General features: G+C 60.5%; 21 protein-coding genes. 6 read left to right on the top strand and 15 right to left on the bottom strand.

Translation table 11 applies throughout. From position 1 onward, the window contains the following. Positions 1-27: 27 nt before the first annotated feature. The gene (locus tag LOY31_RS05305; protein ID WP_011332624.1) at positions 28-570 is read right to left on the bottom strand and encodes a YaeQ family protein; all 543 of its coding nucleotides are present in this window, start codon (positions 568-570) and stop codon (positions 28-30) included. Positions 571-716: 146 nt separating this feature from the next. Between LOY31_RS05305 and LOY31_RS05300 the strand changes: the two genes are divergently transcribed. Beyond that, positions 717-1916 carry a CaiB/BaiF CoA-transferase family protein gene (locus LOY31_RS05300; protein ID WP_085609149.1) on the top strand — a complete coding sequence of 400 codons (1200 nt, stop codon included), beginning with the start codon at positions 717-719 and terminating at the stop codon, positions 1914-1916. Between the two features lie 13 nt (positions 1917-1929). Then, positions 1930-2823 (top strand): TIGR02285 family protein, encoded by an 894-nt coding sequence (locus tag LOY31_RS05295; RefSeq protein WP_258712941.1) that lies wholly within the window; start codon positions 1930-1932, stop codon positions 2821-2823. Between the two features lie 175 nt (positions 2824-2998). On the opposite strand, the gene LOY31_RS05290 is transcribed toward LOY31_RS05295, so the two are convergent. From LOY31_RS05290 to xerD, 7 genes are all read right to left on the bottom strand, one after another. Next, a complete protein-coding gene (locus LOY31_RS05290) occupies positions 2999-3280 on the bottom strand; it encodes a DUF3509 domain-containing protein (protein ID WP_007954641.1) in 282 nt (93 codons plus the stop codon). A 164-nt stretch (positions 3281-3444) separates the two neighbouring features. After that, on the bottom strand, positions 3445-3852 hold the full coding sequence (locus tag LOY31_RS05285) for a DNA-binding protein (protein ID WP_258712940.1): 408 nt from the start codon (positions 3850-3852) through the stop codon (positions 3445-3447). 118 nt (positions 3853-3970) lie between these two features. Continuing rightward, complete coding sequence (locus LOY31_RS05280) at positions 3971-5341, bottom strand: transporter substrate-binding domain-containing protein (protein WP_085609147.1); 1371 nt, start codon at positions 5339-5341, stop codon at positions 3971-3973. A 119-nt stretch (positions 5342-5460) separates the two neighbouring features. Then, a complete protein-coding gene (gene thrC, locus LOY31_RS05275) occupies positions 5461-6870 on the bottom strand; it encodes a threonine synthase (RefSeq protein WP_007954636.1) in 1410 nt (469 codons plus the stop codon). Between the two features lie 66 nt (positions 6871-6936). Next, entirely contained in the window at positions 6937-8241 is a 1305-nt protein-coding gene (locus LOY31_RS05270; RefSeq protein WP_018926703.1) for a homoserine dehydrogenase, read from the bottom strand. A 132-nt stretch (positions 8242-8373) separates the two neighbouring features. After that, positions 8374-9105, bottom strand: coding sequence for a bifunctional protein-disulfide isomerase/oxidoreductase DsbC (gene dsbC / locus LOY31_RS05265; protein ID WP_007954633.1), 732 nt, complete (start codon positions 9103-9105; stop codon positions 8374-8376). Between the two features lie 143 nt (positions 9106-9248). Then, positions 9249-10145: a site-specific tyrosine recombinase XerD gene (gene xerD, locus LOY31_RS05260; RefSeq protein WP_085729749.1), complete on the bottom strand. Its 897-nt coding sequence runs from the start codon at positions 10143-10145 to the stop codon at positions 9249-9251. A gap of 107 nt (positions 10146-10252) precedes the next feature. Here xerD and LOY31_RS05255 point away from each other — a divergent pair, with 107 nt between their 5' ends. Continuing rightward, entirely contained in the window at positions 10253-12061 is a 1809-nt protein-coding gene (locus LOY31_RS05255) for a sodium:proton antiporter (protein ID WP_258712939.1), read from the top strand. Positions 12062-12160: 99 nt separating this feature from the next. On the opposite strand, the gene LOY31_RS05250 is transcribed toward LOY31_RS05255, so the two are convergent. From LOY31_RS05250 to ffh, 6 genes are all read right to left on the bottom strand, one after another. Then, positions 12161-12574, bottom strand: coding sequence for an acyl-CoA thioesterase (locus LOY31_RS05250; protein WP_221532944.1), 414 nt, complete (start codon positions 12572-12574; stop codon positions 12161-12163). Positions 12575-12664: 90 nt separating this feature from the next. After that, a complete protein-coding gene (gene rplS, locus LOY31_RS05245) occupies positions 12665-13015 on the bottom strand; it encodes a 50S ribosomal protein L19 (protein ID WP_003175895.1) in 351 nt (116 codons plus the stop codon). A gap of 45 nt (positions 13016-13060) precedes the next feature. Further along, a complete protein-coding gene (trmD, locus tag LOY31_RS05240) occupies positions 13061-13813 on the bottom strand; it encodes a tRNA (guanosine(37)-N1)-methyltransferase TrmD (protein ID WP_007954629.1) in 753 nt (250 codons plus the stop codon). Between the two features lie 3 nt (positions 13814-13816). Beyond that, positions 13817-14353 carry a ribosome maturation factor RimM gene (rimM, locus tag LOY31_RS05235; RefSeq protein WP_007954628.1) on the bottom strand — a complete coding sequence of 179 codons (537 nt, stop codon included), beginning with the start codon at positions 14351-14353 and terminating at the stop codon, positions 13817-13819. A 5-nt stretch (positions 14354-14358) separates the two neighbouring features. Beyond that, a complete protein-coding gene (gene rpsP, locus LOY31_RS05230; protein WP_003198088.1) occupies positions 14359-14610 on the bottom strand; it encodes a 30S ribosomal protein S16 in 252 nt (83 codons plus the stop codon). Between the two features lie 411 nt (positions 14611-15021). Continuing rightward, positions 15022-16398 (bottom strand): signal recognition particle protein, encoded by a 1377-nt coding sequence (gene ffh / locus LOY31_RS05225; protein WP_007954627.1) that lies wholly within the window; start codon positions 16396-16398, stop codon positions 15022-15024. Between the two features lie 209 nt (positions 16399-16607). Between ffh and LOY31_RS05220 the strand changes: the two genes are divergently transcribed. The 3 genes from LOY31_RS05220 (at position 16608) to LOY31_RS05210 (ending at position 20226) form a co-directional block, all read left to right on the top strand. Further along, positions 16608-17420, top strand: a complete 813-nt coding sequence (locus tag LOY31_RS05220; protein WP_007954625.1) for an inner membrane protein YpjD — start codon at positions 16608-16610, stop codon at positions 17418-17420. Between the two features lie 12 nt (positions 17421-17432). Next, the gene (locus tag LOY31_RS05215) at positions 17433-18674 is read left to right on the top strand and encodes a transporter associated domain-containing protein (RefSeq protein ID WP_085609289.1); all 1242 of its coding nucleotides are present in this window, start codon (positions 17433-17435) and stop codon (positions 18672-18674) included. A 235-nt stretch (positions 18675-18909) separates the two neighbouring features. After that, positions 18910-20226: an MFS transporter gene (locus LOY31_RS05210; RefSeq protein WP_085609287.1), complete on the top strand. Its 1317-nt coding sequence runs from the start codon at positions 18910-18912 to the stop codon at positions 20224-20226. Between the two features lie 119 nt (positions 20227-20345). Here LOY31_RS05210 and purT read toward each other — a convergent pair whose 3' ends face one another. Then, a complete protein-coding gene (gene purT, locus LOY31_RS05205) occupies positions 20346-21527 on the bottom strand; it encodes a formate-dependent phosphoribosylglycinamide formyltransferase (RefSeq protein ID WP_064382418.1) in 1182 nt (393 codons plus the stop codon). Positions 21528-21616: the final 89 nt, after the last annotated feature.

Here is a 21616-nt window from a genome sequence, read left to right as displayed (position 1 = left end):
GTGGGATTTTTCGGGAGTAACGCGGACTTAGCCGCGCTCGCCTTGCAGCCAGGTGAGCTGGACTTCGTGCTGGCCACGATCATCAGTGACGAAGATCGTGCCTTCGCTGATCATCACGTCCCACTTGATGACGCGAGGCATGTCCTTGGCCAGGGTTTCCAGCACTTCCTGAGGAACAGCGGCAATATTGACGTTCTTCAGGTTCTTGATCGCCGGGATCACCTTGCCTTCCCAGACACGCAGGCTGCCGTAGGCCAGCAGGCTGGTGCGTTCCGTGCGACGGGAGCACCAGGTCAGGCGATCCGCGTCCGGCTGGCCGACTTCGATCCAGTGCAGGACACGGTCATCCAGGCTCTTTTCCCACAGCGCAGGTTCATCCACGTCCGACAGACCACGACCGAACGACAGTTGCTCGTTGTACCAGAGCGCGTAGGCCAACAGGCGTACGGTCATGCGTTCTTCGGTTTCCGAAGGGTGACGGGCGATGGTCTGCTTCACGTTCTCGTAGACGCTGCGGTCGAGATCGGTGAGATTCAGTTCGAATTTGTAGGTAGTGGACGGCTGGGCCATGAACGGGCTTCTTGATACGAGGAAAGTCGGCAAGTCTAACCGATGCTGTAGGCAATCCACGAATTGATGGCGATCAACCTTGCGCGACTGACAGCCGGCTATGTTAAAACGCTGTATCTGCTCAGCCTTGTCCTACAGGATCTCGCATGCCGTTCGCCAACAAACCGCTCAGCGGTCTGAAAGTCATTGAATTGGGTACTTTGATTGCCGGGCCGTTTGCCTCGCGCATCTGCGGCGAGTTCGGCGCCGAAGTGATCAAGATCGAGTCGCCGGACGGCGGGGATCCGCTGCGCAAATGGCGCAAGTTGTACGAAGGCACCTCGCTGTGGTGGTTCGTCCAGGCACGCAACAAAAAGTCCCTGACGCTGAACCTGAAACACCCCGATGGCCTGGCGATCCTGAAAAAACTGCTGGGCGAAGCCGACATCCTGATCGAGAACTTCCGCCCCGGCGTCCTGGAAAAACTGGGCCTGAGCTGGGAAACCCTGCACGCACTGAACCCGAAACTGGTGATGGTGCGCCTGTCCGGTTTCGGCCAGACCGGTCCGATGAAGGATCAGCCTGGGTTCGGCGCGGTCGGCGAATCCATGGGTGGCCTGCGCTACATCACCGGTTTCGAAGACCGGCCACCGGTGCGCACCGGAATTTCCATCGGCGATTCGATTGCCGCCCTGTGGGGCGTGATCGGTGCGTTGATGGCTTTGCGTCATCGCGAGGTCAACGGCGGTCTCGGCCAAGTGGTCGATGTGGCGTTGTACGAAGCGATCTTCGCCATGATGGAAAGCATGGTGCCGGAGTTCGATGTGTTCGGCTTCATTCGCGAGCGTACCGGCAACATCATGCCGGGCATCACGCCCTCCTCGATCCACACCAGCGCCGACGGCAAACACGTGCAGATCGGCGCCAACGGCGATGCGATCTTCAAGCGCTTCATGCTGATCATCGGCCGTGAAGATCTGGCCAATGACCCGGCGCTGGCCAGCAATGACGGGCGCGACAGCCGTCGTGACGAGTTGTATGGGGTGATCGACCGCTGGGTGAATTCGCTGCCGCTGCAAACCGTGCTGGATCTGCTGAACCAGGCCGAAGTGCCCGCCAGCCGGATCTTCAGTGCCGAAGATATGTTCAACGATCCGCAGTACCTGGCCCGGGAAATGTTCCTGCACGCCAAACTGCCGGACGGCAAACCCTTCAAGATGCCGGGCATCGTGCCGAAACTCTCTGATACACCCGGCACGTCCGAATGGGTCGGACCGCAGCTCGGTGAACATAATGCGCAGGTACTCCACGATCTTGGCTACGACGAGAAGCAGATCGCCCGGCTGCGCGAAGACGGAGCCATCTGAGCTGAAGCGCCTGATGCCCTCGGCCTCGAACCGCGCCCACCATTGGTGGACCTGGCGGTTGTTCGGCCTGCTATTTCTGCTGATGCTGCCGGCGTGGGCGCAGGCCAAACCGACGTTGATCTGGCTGTTGCGCGACCTGCCGCCGCTGACGATCTTCGAAGGCCCGAAAAAGGGCCAGGGCGTTATCGATCAATTGATGCCGATGCTGATTGCCGGCATGCCGCAATACGACCACACCTTGATGCGGGTCAATCGCGCCCGCGGCATTCAAATGCTTCATGAGCATCCCTTCGCCTGCGATCCGTCGCTGATCTGGAACAAGGAACGCGCCCAGTGGATTGCGTTCTCCATTCCCGCGTTTCGCGCGGTCAGCAATGGTCTGGTGGTGCGTCAGAGAGATCGCGAAGTGCTGGAGCCTTTTCTGGTCGAGGACGAAGTCGATCTGTCGGCGTTTCTGGCCAACGGCGAGCGAAAAGTCGGAGTGGTGGCGGAACGCAGTTATGGCGAGTACATCGATACATTGCTGCAGCAGGCACCAAGCGGCGCGCTGACGCCTCACTACGGCAACGATGCGCTCAGCAGCCTGCTGTCGATGCAGCGTCTGGGGCGTTTGCAGGTGGTGTTGGGTTACTGGCCGGAAATCCGTTACCAGGCGCGCCAGGCCGAGATCGCCGAAGACGAACTGCTGTTCTTCCCGATTCGCGGCACGGGCAAGTACCTCTCGGGCCATGTCGGCTGCACCGACACCACGGCGGGCCGGCAGGCGATCACGGAGATCAACCAACTGTTGCGCACCCTGCCCCACGACCACCTCAACCAGCTCTACGCCGACTGGCTCGACCCCGAGCGGCGCCAGGACTATCTGGAACAGGCACGGATTTTCTTCGAGCAGCAAGCCGCGCAGTGAAATCCGGGCAAAAAGAAACCCCGAGAAGTGGGGAGACGACTCGGGGTTAAACGTGGTCTGTATCAAAGACCCGTAGCAGCAAGCGACAAGCACCGGAGCACAATGCTTGATCCTGCTGTTACGGGGTCTGACTGATCGGGATGCAGGAAGGTTCCCACAATTGAAAAATCAGTTTTCAGAGGGACGGGTGCTTGTCGAGGGCTGCGTTTCGCAACGCGGCGATCACACAGGGTTCCAGCCGGCCTTCGGCAATCAGGATGTCACGGTGCAGGCCGTCGACCACATCCGTCAGTTGGCGCTTGTCGCTCAATTGCGCCTGATTGAATTCGCGCTCCACCACGATCGCGCCGCTGCCGTTCTTCAAGGTCACCAGGCATTCGCCGTGGCGACCGCGAGGGGTCAACGTCACCTGATACGGGCTCAGAGCCTCACCGAGCAATAGACTGATACTTTCCATCTCGATCTCCACTCAATAGTCCGAAAACACAGTGTCTGGGGCGTGTTCACAGTAAATGACCACCGGCCCGAGAGGAAAGTTCTGCTCGTCGCCGGCCTCTCCCGGAGCGTCACCGGCCTATCGGAGCATGCATGGTGAAGATGACAGAAAAATAACCATGGGGCTCAAGCGTCGACGGAATGCCGGGGGATGGTCATGTAGGTGTCCAGCAACGCCCTCATCAATACCGCCGAGACCGGCGTGTGCAGACGCCCCAGCAAGGTGATCCGGTGCTCGCCCAGCAAGGTTTCCAGATCATCCAGCATGGCGGGCGCCACAGCCCCCACCATAATCAGTGCCCGCGCTGCTTGCCGGTCGGCCAGATGCCGGATCAGCGCCAACCCGTCGCCGCTCTGCAACTGTGGATTGCACACGGCGATGTCGACAGCCCCGCGGCGCTCCAGTGAACGCTTTGCCGAACCCAGCGACGGCGCGGTCAGCACATCGTAGATACCGATGGCGTTGAGCATCTGGTGCAACGCCATCAACTGGAACGGGTTGGGTTCGAGAATCAGGATCTTGAGCGAGCGCATGGGACGACCTCTGGAACGACAATCGCGGATTCACGCCGCAGTGGCTTGTCACTCTAGGGTGTTCGTCCTAAGCCTCCCATCAGAAAAGTAGCCGCGTTTTATAGGACTTTTCCCATCTTTAATGCAGACATCGACACCCGCTCTCCTTCCGCCGCTCGGTGATGTCCGTCCAGCCCCCGAGCAGGCCGCGCAGTTTTCCATCGACACTGTAAAACGGCACCGTCCATTGATAGATCTGACGGGGCCCGCTCTTGAACATCAGTTGCCGCTTGCTGAAGCGTGTTTTACGCGTACCCAGTTGCGCCATGAATTCGTCATGCAGCATCAATGCCGTGGCCTGTGGCAGTGCATCGAATTCGAACAGCATCCGGCCCTGCACCTGCTCCAGCCGGACCGACAGCGCATCTTCATAACTGCGGTTGCACATGATCAACCGGCCCTGCAGATCGCGAACGAACACAGGGTCAGGCATCGCATCGATCAATGCGTGTTGAAAGGCCAGTTGATCACCCAGGCCCTTTTCAGCCTCCCTGCGCTGTTTTATTTCGGTAGCGAGTCGACGATTCCACAGCAGCGAAAGCAGGCCTAACACCCCGAGTGCACCCATCCCCCAGCATCCCCACTCGATCAGCCGAGCGCGGAACGACGGTGCCGGCGCAGGTGAGACTCCGTCCAGCCACTTCAGGCGCATGGCACGCAGTTCGGCCGCCGAGAAAGCGCCCAAGGCTTTGTTGAGGATGCTCACAAGCTCGGGTAGCCCCTTACGTACCGCCAGATGGTCGGCCTCCCACTTGCCCTCGACGAGACCACCGACCCTGAGCAGGCCGGAGGGAAACAGCTGAGCGCCGATCTCGTTTTCGATGGTGGCGTAAGCCTCGCCACTTTCGACCAGCGCCCGAGCCTCGGCATAGGTCTTGACCGAGCGGATCTCGATCGACGGGTAGTCACGTCGAATGCTGTCCTCCAGCGCATGTCGGGCCGGCAGCACCAGGACTCGCTTGGCCAGCATCTCGAGCGACCGTATTGCCGGCTCGCCCGAATGACCGACGAACACCCACCCGGCACCGCCAAACGCGTGACTGAACTCCAGAAACGCCTTGCGCTCGTCGTTCATTGCCAACGTCGTGCTGATGTCGGCCACGCCACTCTGGAGTCGTTCCAGCATGTGGTCGGTGGAAAACGATTCCTGATGAACGAACTGCAATCCGGTCATGGCGCTGATGTGCTTGAGTACATCGTTGTTCAAGCCGCTCCACTGGCCATGCTCGTCCTGAAACAGATACAACGGGTATTGCACCGAGGCGACGGTCACCCGTGGGTTATCTCGAATCCACTGACGCTCATGCTCATTCAGCTCGATGGGCTGAACCGCCTCCAGCGCATCGGAATGCTTCGTCAGATGGGCTGCTTCGATCCACTGCGACAACCCGAAGCAACCCAATAAAAACAACCAGCACAGAGCTGGTTTCAATCCTGAAAAAAACCGCATTGCCACATCCTTCGTCATCGACTCGCCCGTCCTTGGTGGGCGAAACGCGCGCAGTGTGGCATGCAAAAACAAGAAAGCCCGTCAGGAGACGGGCTTCAAAATGTGACAGCTTTGCGGGCTTAAAGAGGCTTGCCGCGGTTGCCATGCTGGCTGACAAAGGCCTGTACGGCTTTGAGCTCGTTCGCCAGCACAGTGCAGCGCTCTTCTCTCTCAAACAAATCAGAAAGATGTGCAGGTAGTTCGAGAGCTTTTCCTACACCGGCTTTCTCCACAGCGTCCGGGAACTTGACCGGATGCGCCGTGCCCAGAATCACCATCGGGATGTCCAGGCTGCGGCGGCATTCGCGAGCGGCTTTGACGCCGATGGCGGTATGCGGATCCAGCACTTCACCGGTCTGCTCGTAGACTTCGGCGATGGTTTCGCAGGTTTGCGCATCGTCCACGGCCAGCGAGTCGAACAGTTTGCGTGCCTCGGTCCAGCGTTCCTGTTCGACGCTGAAGCCGCCGCCCTGCTTGAACGAATCCATCAGGCCGGCAATCGCCGCGCCGTTGCGACCGTGCAGGTCGAACAGCAGGCGTTCGAAGTTCGACGAGACCATGATGTCCATCGACGGCGACAGCGTGGCGTGCAGGGTTTCCTTGACGTACTGGTTGCCGCTCATGAAGCGGTGCAGGATGTCGTTGCGGTTGGTGGCGACGATCAACTGGTTGATCGGCAGGCCCATGTTGCGCGCCAGGTAACCGGCGAAGATGTCGCCGAAGTTGCCGGTCGGCACCGAGAACGACACCGAACGCGCGGGGCCGCCCAATTGCAGCGCTGCGTGGAAGTAGTAAACGATCTGGGCCATGATCCGCGCCCAGTTGATCGAGTTCACTGCCACCAGACGGGTGCCCTTGAGGAAGCTCTGGTCGGCGAAGCTGGCCTTGACCATTTCCTGGCAGTCATCGAAGTTGCCTTCGATGGCGATGTTGTGGATGTTCTCACCGAGGATGGTGGTCATCTGCCGACGCTGCACTTCGGACACACGGTTGTGCGGGTGCAGGATGAAGATGTCGACGTTTTCGCAGTGCTTGCAGCCTTCGATGGCGGCCGAACCGGTGTCACCGGAGGTGGCGCCGACGATGACAACGCGCTCGCCGCGCTTTTCCAGCACGTAGTCGAGCAGGCGACCGAGCAGTTGCAGGGCAAAGTCCTTGAACGCCAGGGTCGGGCCGTGGAACAGCTCCAGCACCCATTCGTTGCCGTTCAGCTGACGCAGCGGCGCCACGGCGTTGTGGGCGAACACACCGTAGGTTTCTTCAAGAATCTTTTTGAAATCGGCGTCCGGAATGCTGCCGGTAACGAACGGGCGCATGACGCGAAAAGCCAGCTCGTGATACGGCAGGCCGGCCCAGGAAGCGATTTCTTCCTGGGTGAAACGTGGCAGGTTTTCCGGGACGTACAGACCGCCGTCGGTGGCGAGACCAGCCAGCAGGACGTCTTCGAAATTCAGGGCCGGTGCCTGGCCGCGGGTACTGATGTAACGCATGACTGACTCCAATGGACAGTGTTCACGACACCGGCCCCGCTGGCGGGACCGGTGAAGGAGATCGGCTTAGTTCAAGTGCTCGACGCGGATCCGCACAACCGGACCGACCACGCCCGCCAGCGCTTCGAGGGCGGCGATCGCATCGTTGATGTGCTGCTCCAGCACGCGGTGGGTCAGCAGGATCATCGGCACCAGGCCGTCGTGTTCCTCGACTTCCTTCTGCATGATCGACTCGATGTTGATACCGCGCTCCGAGAGGATGCTCGCCACCTGAGCGAGTACGCCCGGGTGGTCCTTGGCCTGGATGCGCAGGTAGTAGGCGCTTTCGCAGGCTTCGATCGGCAGGATCGGATGGGCCGACAGCGAGTCCGGCTGGAAGGCCAGGTGCGGCACGCGGTTCTCCGGGTCGGAGGTCATGGCGCGAACCACGTCCACCAGATCCGCGATCACCGACGAAGCAGTTGGCTCCATGCCGGCGCCGGCGCCGTAGAACAGGGTCGAACCGGCAGCGTCACCGTTGACCATCACCGCGTTCATCACGCCGTTGACGTTGGCAATCAGACGATCAGCCGGGATCAGCGTCGGGTGTACGCGCAGCTCGATACCGGCGGCGGTGCTGCGTGCCACGCCCAGGTGCTTGATGCGGTAGCCCAGCGCTTCGGCGTAGTTAACGTCGGCGGTGGTCAGTTTGGTGATGCCTTCGGTGTAAGCCTTGTCGAACTGCAGCGGAATACCGAATGCGATCGATGCCAGGATCGTCAGCTTGTGCGCGGCGTCGATGCCTTCGACGTCGAACGTCGGATCGGCTTCGGCGTAGCCCAGCGCTTGCGCCTCGGCCAGCACGTCTTCGAAGGTGCGACCCTTCTCGCGCATTTCGGTGAGGATGAAGTTACCGGTGCCGTTGATGATCCCGGCGACCCAGTTGATACGGTTGGCGGACAGGCCTTCACGGATCGCCTTGATCACCGGAATGCCGCCGGCGACCGCCGCTTCGAATGCCACGATCACACCTTTCTCGCGTGCCTTGGCGAAAATTTCATTACCGTGAACGGCAATCAGAGCCTTGTTCGCGGTGACCACATGCTTGCCATTCTCGATGGCCTTGAGTACCAGCTCGCGGGCAACGGTGTAGCCGCCCATCAGCTCTATGACGATGTCGATCTCAGGGTTCGTGGCCACTTCGAAGACATCGTTGGTAATCGCAATACCGGTCGTCTGGAACTGAGGCTTTGGCGTGCGCATGGCAATTTGTGCCACTTCGATTCCACGCCCGGCACGACGAGCAATTTCCTCGGCGTTGCGCTGAAGTACGTTGAAGGTTCCGCCACCGACGGTCCCTAACCCACAGATGCCTACTTTGACCGGTTTCACTGTGAACTCCCCATAAAACGGCCGACACGAGGCCGGCCGTGAAAACAACCGCAGGTTCGCGGCTCTCTGTTGATGGCCCGGCAATCCTGCCGCCGGACCACGCTCGTCAACGCCTGAGCGTGACGATGCGAATTACTTCGCGCCCAGCGCCAGTTTGGCGACTTGTGGCGCAGGCTGGTAGCCCGGAATGACTTGTCCGTCGGCCAAAACGATGGCCGGTGTGCCGTTCACGCCGATCGACTGACCGAGGGCGAACTGCTTGGAAACCGGGTTCTCGCACTTGGCGGCCTTGATTTCCTTGCCATCGACCATTTTGTCCATGGCGGCTTTCTTGTCTTTCGAGCACCACACGGCTTGCAGTTGCTCGTCACCCGGCGAGCCCAGGCCCTGACGCGGGAACGCCACGTAACGCACTTCGATGCCGCGCTTGTTCAGCTCGGGCACTTCGGCGTGCAGCTTGTGGCAGTACGGGCACGTGGTGTCGGTGAAAACGGTGATGTGCGATTTGGTTTCGCCCACGGCCGGGTAAACCACGGTCTCGGCCACCGGGATCGCATTGATCAGTTTGGAAATGCCCAGGCGCTCGGTCTTCTCGGTCAGGTTGACCGGTTTGCCGTCCTTGAGCTGGAACATGTAGCCCTGAACGATGTACTGGCCGTCGGCGCTGGCGTAGAGCACGCGGCTGCCCTTGAGCTTGACTTCATACAGGCCCGGCAGCGGGCTGGCGGTGATGGTGTCCACCGGCACATCGAGCTGGAGGTTTTCCAGGCTTTGGCGAATCGCTTTGTCGGCCGCGTCATCGGCGACGGCAAAGGTGCTGACCAACGCAATGGCTGCGGCGGCGAAAATCTGGGTCAGACGCATGAGAACTCCTGAAGGCGGACAAATGGAACGATCAGAACGCCCGTGCCGGAACACCGGGTCATAACCGCCCATCGTGCAAACCGGCAAAGCCTACCACATAAGGCTCCCGTGGCCGAATGCGCCTGTCGCAAGACAAATGGCGCTCAGCCGCGCGGGTGATGTTTGGCATGCAGATCCTGCAAACGCGCCCGGGCGACGTGAGTGTAGATCTGCGTGGTCGACAGGTCGCTGTGGCCCAACAGCATCTGCACCACCCGCAAGTCGGCGCCATGGTTGAGCAAGTGTGTGGCAAACGCGTGGCGCAAGGTGTGTGGCGACAGCGACTTGCCGATCCCGGCGACCTTGGCCTGATGCTTGATGCGGTGCCAGAAGGTCTGGCGAGTCATCTGCTCGCCGCGCTGACTGGGGAACAGCACATCGCTGGGGCGCCCGCCGAGCAGCTCGCCACGACCGTCGCGCAGGTAGCGCTCGACCCAGACGATCGCTTCCTCACCCATCGGCACCAGCCGTTCCTTGCTGCCCTTGCCCATCACCCGTAACACGCCCTGGCGCAGGTTGACCTGCTCCAAGGTGAGGCTGATCAGCTCGGTGACACGCAGGCCGCAGGCGTAGAGGACTTCGAGCATGGCGCGGTCGCGCTGGCCGATGGCTTCGCTGAGGTCTGGCGCCTTGAGCAGCGCTTCAACGTCGGCTTCCGACAGGGATTTTGGCAATGGCCGACCGAGCTGCGGCATATCCACGCGCAAGGTCGGATCGACCGAAATCAGTTTTTCCCGCAGCAGGTAGCGATAAAAGCCACGCACACCGGAGAGAAATCGCGCAGTGGAACGGGGTTTGTAGTTCTGTTCCAGACGCCAGGCCAGGTGATCGAGGATCAGTTCGCGACCGGCATTGATCAGTTCGAGGTTTTTCTCCTGCAACCAGCCGTTGAACAGCGCGAGATCACTGCGATAGGCGTCGCGGGTGTTGTCGGAGAGACCTTTTTCCAGCCAGAGGGCGTCGAGAAACTGGTCGATCAGTGGGTGGTCGATGGCAGGCATGGGCGCTCAAGACACGCAGGCTTGGCACTGCGCGCAAATAAAGAGTGAACGGTTGAAATGGCCGCTAGTCTTTCATAGCCCGCTATTTCAAGGAACAGGGAGCTTCAATGAACGAGCAGCAAATTCTGTTGGCTTTCGGTGGTATCGGTGCCGCCGCGCTGGGCTGCCAATGGCTCGCCTGGCGCCTGAAGCTGCCGGCGATTCTGTTTCTGCTGCTGACCGGCATTCTGGCGGGCCCCGTGCTGGGCTGGCTCGACCCTCAGGAAATGTTCGGCCCGTTGCTGATGCCATTGGTGTCACTGGCCGTGGCGTTGATTCTGTTTGAAGGCAGCCTGACCCTGCACCTGTCGGAATGGCGCGAGATCGGCAGCGTCGTGCATCGGCTGGTCACAATCGGCGCGCTCTCGACCTGGGTAGTGATTGCGGTCGCGACCCACTGGCTGCTGGGCTTCGACTGGCTGCTCGCCATCCTGTTCGGCAGCCTGACCCTGGTCACCGGGCCGACCGTGATCGTGCCGATGCTGCGCGTGGTGCGGCCGAAGGCTTCGATCGCCAACATCCTGCGCTGGGAAGGGATTGTAATCGACCCGATCGGCGCGCTGCTCGCGGTGGTGGTCTACAGCTTCATCATCGCTCGGGCCGAAGGCCATGGCCTGGAACAGAGCCTGCTGACGTTTGGCGGGGTGATTGTCTGCGGCAGTGCGTTCGGTGTCGCCGGTGGCTGGTTGCTCGGTACGATCATCCGGCGCCAATGGCTGCCGGAGTATTTGCACAATCTGGCATCGCTCGCCGCGGTGCTGGGAATATTCATCGCCGCCAACCAGGTCATGCACGAATCCGGTCTGCTGGCGGTGACGCTGATGGGCATGTGGCTGGCGAACATGAAGGGCGTGGACGTGCGGCACATCCTGCACTTCAAGGAAAATCTCAGCGTACTGCTGATTTCCGGGCTGTTCATTCTGCTGGCGGCGCGACTGGATCTGAACGCGTTGATCGGTCTCGGACCACTGGTACTGATTCTGTTGCTGGTGATCCAGTTGATTGCGCGACCGCTGAACGTGGTGTTGAGTACCGCCGGTTCGAGTCTGAGTTGGCGTGAGCGTGCATTGCTGTGCTGGATTGCCCCGCGCGGGATCGTCGCGGCGGCAGTCTCGGCGATCTTTGCGATTCGCCTGGATGAAGCGGGCCATGAAGGTGCGCTGTTGCTGGTGCCGCTGACCTTCGCCGTGATCATCGGCACCGTCGTGCTGCAAAGCGCGACTGCCCGGCCACTGGCGCGTCTGTTGAAAGTAGCGGAGCCGGCGCCCAGTGGTTTCCTGATCGTCGGGGCGAACGGGCCTGCGCGCCTGCTCGGCAAGTCGCTGCAACAGCTGGGCAGCCGGGTGCTGCTGACAGATTCAAGTTGGGAAAACATCCGCGCGGCGCGCATGGATGGCTTGCCGACCTACTTCGGCAATCCGGCATCGCAGCACGCCGATGCGCATCTGGACCTGGTCGGACTGGGGCATTTGCTGGCGCTGTCACCGTCGGGCGAACTCAATACGCTGGCAGCCATGCGCTTTCGTCATGACTTTGGCCATCAGCGGTTGTTCGGGCTGGCCAGCGGTCAGGAAAGCCGGCGCAGCGACAAGCACCGCGCCAGCCTCGAACATCGCGGCAATCAACTGGGGAGCGAGGCGCTGACTTACGCCAGACTCGCCAGCCAATTGGGTCAGGGCGCCGACCTGTACAGCACGACGCTGACGGACGGGTTTGGCTGGGACGATTACCGTGCGTTGCATGGCAACCGCGCAACGCTGCTGTTCATGCGCGATGACAGCGGCTGGGTGCATGTGGTGTCGCCGGAAACCGTGCTAAAGCCGGGGCCGGGGTGGACGCTGGTGGCGCTGATTCAGCCGGAGAATGGCAGCGCCTGACAGATCTAATCGCGGGCAAGCCCGCTCCCACAGTGTCCGTGTCGAACACAAAATCTGTGGGAGCGGGCTTGCCCGCGAATGCCGCGGCTCGGTGCTAAATCAGGTCGCGAAACCCGGCAGCACTGGCACCGGACGCTTGTCATCATCGATGGCAACAAAGCTGAACTGCCCGTGAATGGCTTTCTCACGACCGTCGCAGCTCATGTTTTCGACGAACACTTCCACCTCGACCTTGAGACTGGTGTTGCCGACCTTGATCACCCGCCCGACCAGCTCGACGATGGAGCCCGCCGGGATCGCGTGATTGAAGTCGATGCGATCGGTCGACACGGTCACCAGCGGCAAACGGCAGAAGCGCGTGGCGGTGATGAACGACACTTCGTCCATCCAGGCCAGCGCCGTGCCGCCGAACAGGGTGTTGTGGTGGTTGGTGGTCGGCGGGAAAACCGCCTTGGTCACGCGGGTCACCGAGAGTTCGGTGCGGCGTTCGATTTCTTGCTCGCGAGGGGTCATGGGTCAGGCCTGAAACGGAATGCTGTGGATAAATTGCGGGCAACAAAAAAGCAGCCCGTAGGCTGCTTTTTTCTGCATCGGAAGCTGGACTTAAGCCAGTTTTTCCTTGATGCGAGCTGCTTTACCCGACAGGTCGCGCAGGTAGTACAGCTTGGCTTTACGTACGTCACCGCGACGTTTGACAGCCATGCTGTCGATCTGCGGGGAGTAGGTCTGGAAAGTACGTTCTACGCCAACACCGTTGGAGATTTTACGAACGGTGAACGCACTGTTCACGCCGCGGTTACGCTTGGCGATTACAACGCCTTCGAACGCTTGCAGACGGGAACGATCGCCTTCCTTCACTTTCACCTGAACGACGATGGTGTCGCCCGGGGCAAAGGTAGGGATTTCTTTGGTCATCTGCTCTGCTTCGAGTGCAAGGATGATTTTGTTGGTCATGCTGTGCTCCTAAGGTAAATCGTCTGATCTACCATCGATACGTTGTTAACTATCGTCCCGCTCGCGGATGTATTCCTCGAGCAGCTTCTTCTCTTCTCCAGAAAGCGAGCGGCTTTCCAGAAGATCGGCGCGTCGTTCATAGGTCCTACCAAGGGACTGCTGTAAACGCCAACGCCGGATATGCGCGTGATTGCCACTCAGCAACACGTCGGGAACACGCTGATCCGCATACACCTCAGGTCGGGTGTAGTGCGGGCAATCCAGCAGACCATCCGTAAAGGAATCTTCCTCAGCGGAATCCGCATGCCCTAAAGCTCCGGGCAGCAGTCGTGTAACCGCATCGATCATGACCATGGCCGGCAGCTCGCCGCCAGACAACACATAGTCACCAATCGACCACTCTTCATCGACATGAGCATCAATAAAACGCTCGTCAATGCCTTCATAGCGACCGGCAATCAGGATCAATGCATCCGATTTCGCCAGTTCGCGTACCGCCGACTGAGTCAGTTGACGGCCTTGGGGGGACAGGTAAATCACCTTCGCCGCCTCCCCGGCTGCTGCCTTGGCCTGAACCAGAGCATCTTCCAGGGGCTTGATCTTCATCACCATGCCCGGACCACCGCCAAACGGGCGATCGTCCACAGTGTGATGCCGATCCGTCGTGTAATCCCGCGGATTCCAACAGGTCAGCTGCAAGAGCCCCTGTTTGACCGCACGACTGGTAATGCCGTACTCACTGATGGCCGAGAACATCTCGGGGAACAGCGTAATGACGTCTACGCGCAGGCTGGCCATTGCTTAGAAGTCCGCGTCCCATTCCACCCTCATCACGCCTGCTTCCAGGTCGATTGCCAGCACGCATTGCTCCGTATAGGGCAACAACCGCTCGCGATCATCCAGGCTGCCGACGCAGGGCTTGACCACCAATACATCGTTCGCGCCGGTCTCCAACAGGTGATCAACCTTGCCGAAGAATTCTTCGTTCTGGTTGATGACACTCAGACCCTGCAACTGGTACCAGTAGTACTCGTCGCCAGTCAGGTTGGGCAAAAGGCTTCGCGAGATGCAAATCTCGTAACCGCTCAGAAGACGTGCTTCATCGCGATCGTCGAGGCCTTTGAGCTTGGCAACCAGATCCTTTTGAGTGGATCGGCCGCTGACCAGCTCGACCTGCTTTACCACGCCTTCGCGCCGAAGCGTCCAGTTGCGGTAGTTCAACAGGTTTTCAATCGGATCGGTAAAGGAAAAGACCTTCACCTCGCCGCGAACGCCGTGAACCGAAAAAATCTTGCCGACAACGATCAGGTCATCAGCTTTTTCTGGCGTCGCGCTCATACTGCTCAGGCTGCAGCCTTGGCAGATTCCTTCAGCAACTGAGCAACACGCTCAGAAGGCTGTGCACCAACGCTCAGCCAGTAGGCAACGCGCTCTTGGTTCACGGACAGACGAACTTCCTGACCACGGGCAACAGGGTTGAAGAAACCAACCTGTTCTTTGTGGGAACCGTCACGCGGGTTGCGGGAGTCGGTTACGGTCAGGTGGTAAAACGGGCGCTTTTTGGAGCCGCCAAGGGCAAGACGGATTGTTAGCATGTGAACATCGTTCCTGTAGTCGGTGCTGCAAATCTAAATGCACAGCGGGCATGGGTGCCCGAAAGGCCGCATATTCTAAGGAATATCCGGACTTTTGCAAATGACTTTTTCCGGCGCCTATGGCATGCCGTGCAGATTTGCATATGGGGCCGTCGTTCAAAACGGCCGGTCAGCTCCCGCCGAGTGCGGGTTTGCTGTTGATCCTGCGTCCTTGCAGGGTCTGCGCCAGTACGACGACCGGCGCGGATTCTAGTGTCCCGCCTCATCCATTTCGCTCACTTTTGGCGAGTGGCTGATGCCCTCAAGCAAGGCGCCGCGACGAGTCATAGCCCGCTATGGCGAGGAGCGGCAACGCAGCATGAGGGCATCAGACGCCGCCATAAGTGAGCAGAATGGGTGAGACGGGACACCTTACATTTTCGGCATGCCGCCGCCGGGCAACATACCGCCCATGCCGCGCATCATTTTCGCCATTCCGCCCTTGGCGGAGAACTTCTTCATCATCTTCTGCATCTGCTTGTGCTGCTTGATCAAGCGACCGATGTCCTGCACCTGGGTGCCGGAACCCATGGCGATCCGGCGCTTGCGCGAACCGCTGATCAGCTCAGGGTCGCGGCGCTCGGCCGGGGTCATGGAGTTGATGATGGCTTCCATCTGCTTGAACTGCTTCTCTGCAGCGTTCTGGGCATTGCCCATTTGCGAGAGATTGACGCCACCGATGTTCGGCAGTTTGTCCATGAGCCCGCCGAGGCCGCCCATGTTCTTCATCTGTTGCAGCTGATCGCGGAAGTCTTCGAGGTCGAAGCCCTTGCCCTTCTTCAGCTTTTTAGCAAGTTTGTCGGCCTTGTCCTTGTCGAGGGTCGCTTCAGCCTGTTCGATCAGGCTGAGCACGTCGCCCATGCCGAGGATCCGCGAAGCAATACGCTCAGGGTGGAACGGATCGAGCGCTTCGCTCTTCTCGCCCATACCGATGAACTTGATCGGCTTGCCGGTGATTGCGCGAACGGACAGCGCGGCACCGCCACGGGCATCACCGTCGACCTTGGTCAGGATCACACCGGTCAGCGGCAGCGCATCACCGAAGGCCTTGGCCGTGTTGGCCGCGTCCTGACCGGTCATGGCGTCGACCACGAACAGGGTTTCAACCGGATTGATCGCGGCGTGCAGCGCCTTGATCTCGCCCATCATCTCTTCGTCGATGTGCAGACGACCGGCGGTATCGACGATGACCACGTCGATGAATTTCAGTTTTGCTTCTTTAATAGCCGCGTTGGCGATGTCGACCGGCTTCTGGCTCAGGTCGGACGGGAAGAACGTCACGCCGATGTCGTTGGCCAGGGTTTCCAGCTGTTTAATAGCAGCAGGACGGTAGATGTCCGCCGACACGACCATGACCGACTTCTTCTTGCGCTCTTTAAGGAAGCGCGCCAGCTTGCCGGCGGTGGTGGTTTTACCCGCGCCCTGCAGACCGGCCATCAGAATGACGGCAGGCGGCACGGCGCTCAGGTTCAAGTCTTCGTTGGCCGCGCCCATCAGGCTTTCGAGTTCGGCCTGGACGATCTTCACGAACGCCTGGCCCGGCGTCAGGCTGCGCGACACCTCGGTGCCGACAGCGCGTTCCTTGACCGAATTGACGAAGTCCTTGACCACCGGCAGGGCGACGTCGGCTTCGAGCAACGCCATGCGCACTTCGCGCAGGGTGTCTTTGATATTGTCCTCGGTCAGCTTCGCCTTGCCGGTGACATGGCGCAGCGTCTGCGAGAGACGGTCGGTTAAGTTTTCAAACATTGCGCGATCCTTTCAGGCCCTGTGTAGACCGGGATAATGGCGGCCCAGACCGGAATCAACATGTGCTCGGCGAGCCTGCGGCGTGGGCAGGTCGCGGATTATAGCGAAGACTGCGTCTGGCGGACACCTTGCTGTCAGCTTGTCGGTCTTTCGTGCAATGGCGGTTCTATGCCAAACTCAGCCCCTTTCGGGCTTGCCTAACAGGATTTATGCTCCCCTTGTCACCGAGTTTGCTGACCACCCTCGCCGCCGCCCTTCTTTATGCCGCTGCGACTCTCTATCAGGGCACCCGCCTGGCCACTGGCGCCAAGGCCAACAAGCGCCTGCTGGTCTCGCTCGGCGTCCTCGCCGTGCTGGCCCACAGCGCCAGCCTGCTCACCCATTTATTGACGCCGATCGGCCTGGGCCTGGACTTCTTCAGCGCCTCGAGCCTGATTGCTGCGGCTGTCATCGCCCTGACCCTGCTGGCCTGCTCGCGGATCCCGGTGGAAAACCTGCTGGTGCTGCTGTTCCCGCTGGGTGCGATCACGGTGCTGCTGGCGCAATTTGCGCCGACCGGCACGGTGCAGGTCATCGATGAAGAACCGGGCATCCTCGCGCACATCCTGCTGTCGATCCTCGCCTACGGCATGTTCACCATCGCGGTGTTCCAGGCCTTGTTGCTGTTGGTGCAGGATCATCAGCTCAAGCACAAGCACCCGTCCGGGCTGATCAAGAACTTCCCGCCCCTGCAAACCATGGAAAGCCTGTTGTTCGGTTTCCTCTGGGCCGGCTGGACTTTGCTGTCGCTGTCGCTGATTTCCGGCTGGCTGTTCGTCGAGAACCTGTTTGCCCAGCACCTGGTGCATAAAACCCTGCTGGCCTGCCTGGCCTGGATCGTGTTCAGCGTCCTGCTGTGGGGCCGTAACCGCCTCGGCTGGCGCGGGCACAAGGCAATCCGCTGGACCCTCGCCGGTTTCTGCCTGCTGATGCTCGCGTATTTCGGCAGCAAACTGGTTCGTGAATACATCCTGCACATCTGACGGGCGGCATAAATGGACGGTTTGCCCATAGGGCCGATGCTCGCGGTATTTGTCCTGCTGATTCTCTGGTCGGGGCTGTTTACCGCCGTCGAAGCGGCGCAACAGCACCTGCTCGCGCAACGCACCGCCTCCCGCGCCAGCGACAAGCCGCTGGCGAAGCTCAGCTTCCCGCTCGACAGCCTGATCCTCTGCAATACCCTGTGCCGCGCCCTGGCCGTCATCCTGGCCACCCTGCTGGCAATCTTTCTCTGTGAAGAAAACGGCCCCTGGGCGGCTTGTCTCGGCGCCGGCGCCCTGCTGCTGGTTTTTGCCGACTATTTCCCTCGCGCCCTCGCCCAGCGTTATCCGGATGCGGTGTTGTCGTTCGGCAATACGCTGCTGGCAGTACCGCTGAAAGTCGTTTACCCGCTTGCCTGGCTCCTCAGCCGCATCAGTGGTTTGCTGATGCGCCCGTTCATCCGCAAGGCCCAGGTGGTGCAACAGAGCGAAGATGATGTGCCAACGGAGCGTCATGACGACCCGGATCATCCGGTGCGCCCGCACCCGGTTTCAGGCATCCATGCGCTGGACAACATCACGGTCAATGACATTCTGGTGCCGCGCAGCGATGTCGACGGCATCAACCTCGACGACCCGATCGAAGAGATCATCGAGCAATTGCGCAAGAACCGGCGTACTCGCCTGCCGGTCTTCCACAGCGATATCAATCAGGTCGAAGCGGTGCTCAACACCCGCCAGATCCGCCACTTGCTGGACAATGGCAGCCTGACCCGCGAAGCCTTGCTGGCGGCCAGTTACGAGCCGTATTTCGTCCCTGAAAGCACCCCGCTGCAACTTCAACTGCTGAACTTCCACAAGCAGCAGCGGCGTCTGGGTATGGTGGTGGACGAGTACGGCGAAGTCCTCGGCATCGTCACCCTGGAAGATATTCTCGAAGAAATCGTCGGCGAATTCGAAAGCGAGCACAGCCTCGACAACCCGCACATCCACCCGCAAGCCGATGGCCGCATGGTGATCGATGGCGCGGCGTCGATCCGCGAGCTGAACAAATGCCTGGGCTGGCACCTGCCCAGCGACGGCCCCCGGACCCTCAATGGCCTGGTGACCGAGGCGCTGGAAACCATCCCGGAAAGCGCGGTCTGCCTGAAGATCGGCCGCTATCGCCTGGAGATTCTCGAAACCGAGGAAAACCGGGTGAGCAAAGTCCTGATCTGGCACACCACTTCGGCTCCGGCGCTGGCCACGGCCCGCTAGACAGCCCCTTGTTCAATCGTTAGCCACCTTCCTATAATCGCGGTGCTTACCCAAGCCCCGCCGAACCGCGTGCTTACCCCGCACCCGACACAATCCGGCCGGTTCATCGGCAATATCCGCATCACACCGACGACTGTTCCTACCTGAAGCAGCGATCGCGCCTCATCCCACATCCCTGGGTGTTCGACCATAATAATTCGCTCCAACGGAGCTCATGACTGTCAGGGATCACCGCATGACGACCAGTACCGCTTACAGCGACACCACGCCTGCCCAACCGACCAACTCCGCCACCCGCGTGGCCACGGCGAGCTTCATCGGCACGGCCATCGAGTTCTACGATTTCTACGTCTACGCCACTGCTGCCGCGCTGGTGATCGGGCCGGTGTTCTTCCCGCAGACCTCCGGCACGGCGCAGATGCTCTCGGCATTCCTGACCTTCGGCATCGCCTTCCTCGCCCGACCTTTGGGTTCGGCGCTGTTCGGCCACTTCGGTGACCGGATCGGACGCAAATCGACTTTGGTCGCTTCGCTGCTGCTGATGGGTGTCTGCACCACGCTGATCGGTGTGCTGCCGGGTTACGACAGCATCGGGGCCTGGGCGCCGATCCTGCTGTGCGTGCTGCGCTTCGGCCAGGGCCTGGGATTGGGTGGCGAATGGGGCGGCGCAGCGCTGCTGGCGACCGAAAATGCCCCGAAAGGCAAACGGGCGTGGTTCGGCATGTTCCCGCAGCTCGGCCCTTCGATTGGCTTTCTGGCTGCCAACGGCTTGTTCCTGACGCTGGCAATGACGCTCAATGATGAACAATTCCGCAGCTGGGGCTGGCGGATTCCGTTTCTGCTCAGTGCGGCGCTGGTAATGGTCGGCTTGTACGTGCGCCTCAAGCTCCACGAAACCCCGGTGTTCGCCAATGCCATCGCCCGTCAGGAGCGAGTGAAAGTGCCGCTGGTCGAGCTGTTCAGTCAGTACTGGGCACCGACGTTGCTGGGCGCCGCCGCCATGGTGGTGTGCTATGCGCTGTTTTACATCTCGACCGTGTTCTCCCTGAGCTACGGCGTATCCACATTGGGGTATAGCCGCGAGACATTCCTCGGACTGCTGTGCTTCGCAGTACTGTTCATGGCAGCCGCGACACCGTTGTCAGCCTGGGCCAGTGACCGTTACGGGCGCAAGCCGGTGCTAATCGTCGGCGGTGTGCTGGCGATTCTCTCCGGGTTTCTGATGGAGCCGCTGCTGACTCAGGGATCGACCTGGGGCGTGGCGCTGTTCCTGTGCATCGAACTGTTTCTGATGGGCGTGACATTCGCCCCGATGGGCGCGCTGCTGCCGGAACTGTTTCCGACACACGTTCGGTATACCGGTGCATCGGCGGCCTACAACCTCGGTGGCATTGTCGGAGCCTCGGCGGCGCCGTTCTTTGCGCAGAAACTGGTGGCGATGGGTGGTTTGAGTTACGTCGGCGGGTATGTGTCTGCGGCTGCGGTGCTCAGCTTGATCGCTGTGCTGTGCCTGAAGGAAACGCGTAATAACGATTTGAATCAGGTTGCCTGATCTTAGATCAAAAGCTTCGCGAGCAAGCTCGCTCCCACAGTGTCCGTGGCCACACACATAATTTGTGAACACCGCCGAACCTGTGGGAGCGAGCTTGCTCGCGATGGACGCGACTCGGTTTACAGCTCTACTACAACAGCCTGGGAAGCACGGGTCGCCTTGGCACGAGCGGCTTCAATCGATTCGTCACGGGCCAGTGCAACACCCATGCGGCGCTGACCGTTCACTTCAGGCTTGCCGAACAGACGCAGCGCGGTATCCGGCTCGCTCAGTGCAGCGCCGAGGTTGGCGAATGCGGTCTGGGTCGACTGGCCTTCCACCAGAATCACCGCCGAAGCGGATGGGCCGAACTGACGGATCAGCGGCACCGGCAGACCGAGGATTGCCCGGGCGTGCAGGGCGAACTGCGACAGGTCCTGGGAAATCAGGGTCACCAGACCGGTGTCGTGCGGGCGCGGCGACACTTCGCTGAACCACACCTGATCGCCTTTGATGAACAGCTCGACGCCGAACAGGCCACGGCCGCCCAACGCTTCGGTCACGGCTTTGGCAACACGCTCGGATTCAGCCAGCGCCACCGGGCTCATGGCCTGTGGCTGCCACGATTCCTGATAGTCGCCCTTCTCCTGACGATGGCCGACCGGGGCACAGAAGGTGGTGCCACCCACGTGACGCACGGTCAGCAAAGTGATTTCGTAGTCGAAATCGATAAAGCCTTCGATGATCACGCGACCTTTGCCGGCGCGACCGCCCTCTTGAGCGTAATCCCAGGCTTTCTGCACGTCATCAACGCTGCGCAGCAGGCTCTGGCCCTTGCCCGACGAACTCATCACCGGTTTCACGACGCACGGGAAACCCAGGTCCTCAACGGCTTTACTGTAGTCCTCGAAGGTGTCGGCGAAGTGGTATGGCGAAGTCGGCAGGTCCAGCTCTTCGGCGGCCAGGCGACGAATACCTTCGCGGTTCATGGTCAGTTGCGCGGCGCGAGCGGTCGGGATCACGGTGAAGCCTTCGGCTTCCAGTTCGACCAGGGTAGCGGTGGCGATGGCTTCGATTTCCGGCACGATGAAATGCGGCTTCTCGGCTTCGATCACTGCACGCAGGGCAGCGCCGTCGAGCATGTTGATCACGTGGCTGCGATGGGCAACCTGCATGGCCGGCGCATTGGCATAACGGTCAACGGCGATCACTTCAACGCCCAGGCGTTGCAGCTCGATCACCACTTCTTTGCCCAACTCACCACAGCCACACAGCAATACGCGGGTCGCGGTCGGCGACAATGGAGTTCCGATACGGGTCATCTCAGGTCCTCAAAGAAGCGGATCATCGAGGAAAGCAACGCCAGACGCGCTTTCCATGGGGAGAAAGCGCGGCATTTTACATGAACCTG

The sequence above is a fragment of the Pseudomonas sp. B21-021 genome, assembly GCF_024749205.1.
GTDB classification, from domain to species: domain Bacteria; phylum Pseudomonadota; class Gammaproteobacteria; order Pseudomonadales; family Pseudomonadaceae; genus Aquipseudomonas; species Aquipseudomonas paraglycinae.
This window is presented reverse-complemented; position numbering and strand designations above follow the sequence as displayed.